Source organism: Chryseobacterium luquanense, from assembly GCF_026460945.1.
Taxonomy (GTDB): Bacteria; Bacteroidota; Bacteroidia; order Flavobacteriales; family Weeksellaceae; genus Chryseobacterium; species Chryseobacterium luquanense.
In genome coordinates this window covers 1-2,144 of the sequence record NZ_JAOVZV010000006.1, presented here as the reverse complement: position 1 = coordinate 2,144, position 2,144 = coordinate 1, and the positions used below count along the sequence as shown (strand labels likewise).

General features: G+C 29.2%; 3 protein-coding genes. All 3 read left to right on the top strand.

Annotated features, from left to right (window positions below):
- Positions 1-849: hypothetical protein (locus OEA66_RS07520; protein ID WP_267280784.1), on the top strand; the 849-nt coding region annotated here is incomplete at its 5' end.
- A 10-nt stretch (positions 850-859) separates the two neighbouring features.
- Positions 860-1,267: a hypothetical protein gene (locus tag OEA66_RS07515; protein ID WP_267280783.1), complete on the top strand. Its 408-nt coding sequence runs from the start codon at positions 860-862 to the stop codon at positions 1,265-1,267.
- Between the two features lie 44 nt (positions 1,268-1,311).
- Positions 1,312-2,091 carry a hypothetical protein gene (locus OEA66_RS07510; protein WP_267280782.1) on the top strand — a complete coding sequence of 260 codons (780 nt, stop codon included), beginning with the start codon at positions 1,312-1,314 and terminating at the stop codon, positions 2,089-2,091.
- The last annotated feature ends 53 nt before the right edge of the window (positions 2,092-2,144 follow it).

Below are 2,144 nucleotides of genomic sequence, written 5' to 3'. Positions count from 1 at the left end.
ATGCCCGGAGGAACTACACCACCACCAAACAACCCACCATGCACCAGAACAACAATCCCAACGAACCCTCAACCCGGTTTTACCGATGAAAATGGATGTCCGATTGGGGCACCGAGTTTGCCGAATTTTCCTCCTGTAAAAGGGAATCCGTGCGATAAAATTTCACAAAATAATATAAAAGCTAAAGAATTTATTTTGAAACCAAAAGCAAGTGGTAGACTTGCTGAGGTGAAAACGGGGATTGCAACCAATGCTAACGAAAAGTCTTTTTCTTTAGGAGTAGATAATAATGGCAATGAGCAGGTTACGAATGTTTTTGAAGATTTTTCCGGCACACAAACAAATATTGTAGCGCAAAGTCCTAATTTTAAAGTAAATGCAGGTGCACACACCCATAGTCCTGGAGGTGCAGCTCCTCCTTCTGCCACAGATATTTATTCTTTTATGAAAGCTAACAAGATTAATAGTGAATTTACATTATATTACACTATTAGTTGTGATGGTAATGATTATGTTTTTAGTATTGTTGATTCTTATAAATTTAAAAAATTTGCTGAAACTTATCCTGAAGCTGAATATACAGATCCTGAACATGGAATTTGGAAATATGGAAATGTTATTGGCGACGATTTTGAGTATTTAAAAAGTTACTTTAGAAAACAAAGTAAATCAAAAAATGAAGGTTTTGAATTAGCAACGGCATATATCTTGAAAAAATATAATTCAGGAGTAGGTTTAAGTAAAAGAGATGCTAACGGAGACTTTAAAGCTATATTTGTAGAAGAGCTCCCAGATCCGAGCAATCCCAAAAAGAAAATTTATAATAGAACAGAAAATTGTAACCTTTAAAAAAAATAAAATGAAAACATTATATAAAATATTTTTTTGTACTTTATTATTCATAAGTTTCAAATTATCAGCTCAAATAGATACTTTAAACTATATAAAGCAATTTGAAATCAATAAAGCTCAATATATTAATCAGCCATTCTCTAAATTATTAAACGATATGACACAAATGCAGCCAATGTCTGTATGGTCTATAGATAGTCACAAAAACAGATATTTAATATATTTTACAAGATTTATGTTTTGTGAAATGGATGAGTCATTTTCAAGTAATGTTAATTTAACTATTAGCTGGCAAACTCCATTACAATCATCAGAAACAGAATACTATGATAATAAAAATGATTTTTTCTTTACCAATGATGAGAGAAATTATTATGGCAGTAAAATAATAAAAGACATAAAGGTGTATAAATAATATTAAAATTAGTTATAAGAAACTAATTTCTGATTAAAATATTAATGAAAACACTATATAAAATATTTTTTTGTACGTTTTTACTGATAACTCTAAAAATATCAGCCCAATTAGATACTCTAGAGTATTTAAAACAATTTGAGATGAATAAAGCTCAATATATCAATCAGCCATTTTCTAAGTTGGTAGACGATATGACTGAACTACAACCTCAAAGCTTATATACACAAATAAGAGGATGTAATTATGACACACAATTTTACTTTGTTGACATAAAAGCAGCATTCAAAAGTAGCTTTAAAATTAATATTGTATGGCAAAACTCAACCTCTTATAAGGAAGAAAAGATACCTAATTTGAATGAGCTATGTACCTTGAGAGATGTTGAGGATATGTACAGGAAGTTTAGAATCAGGAATATAGAATTTAATTATACTGGAGATTTTTATGTTACACATCGTTCAGCAAAATTAATAGAAGATGATGACCCATTTATTCATCTCAATACATATCTTGAAGATTATAAAAAATATTTAATAAATAAACCTTTTTCTGATTTTGTTTGTTGGGGAAGACCTATGAAAATTACAAGAATAAAAAACATATATAATGAGTCAAAAACTACTGTCTTACAAACAGAATTCATTCTTGTTAACCCTCACAATAAGAGAAATAAAGCAAAAGTTATTGTTGATTGGAAGTCTCCAGTTCCAAAGAATGACATTAGGGATTATAAAAAGAAAAAAGGGAATCGTTTTGACAACAATGAACGTAGTTTTTATGTAGATGAAATAGTAAAAGATTTAACTTATTCTGCAAGATAGTATAACATATACATACTCATGTTAATAATTATAAATTTCTTGATGACCAAGGC

What these genes read in the sequence shown, in the direction of transcription:
- OEA66_RS07510 (WP_267280782.1), top strand. Translation starts at nt 1,312, where the DNA reads ATGAAAACACTATATAAAATATTTTTTTGTACGTTTTTACTGATAACT.
- OEA66_RS07515 (WP_267280783.1), top strand. Translation starts at nt 860, where the DNA reads ATGAAAACATTATATAAAATATTTTTTTGTACTTTATTATTCATAAGT.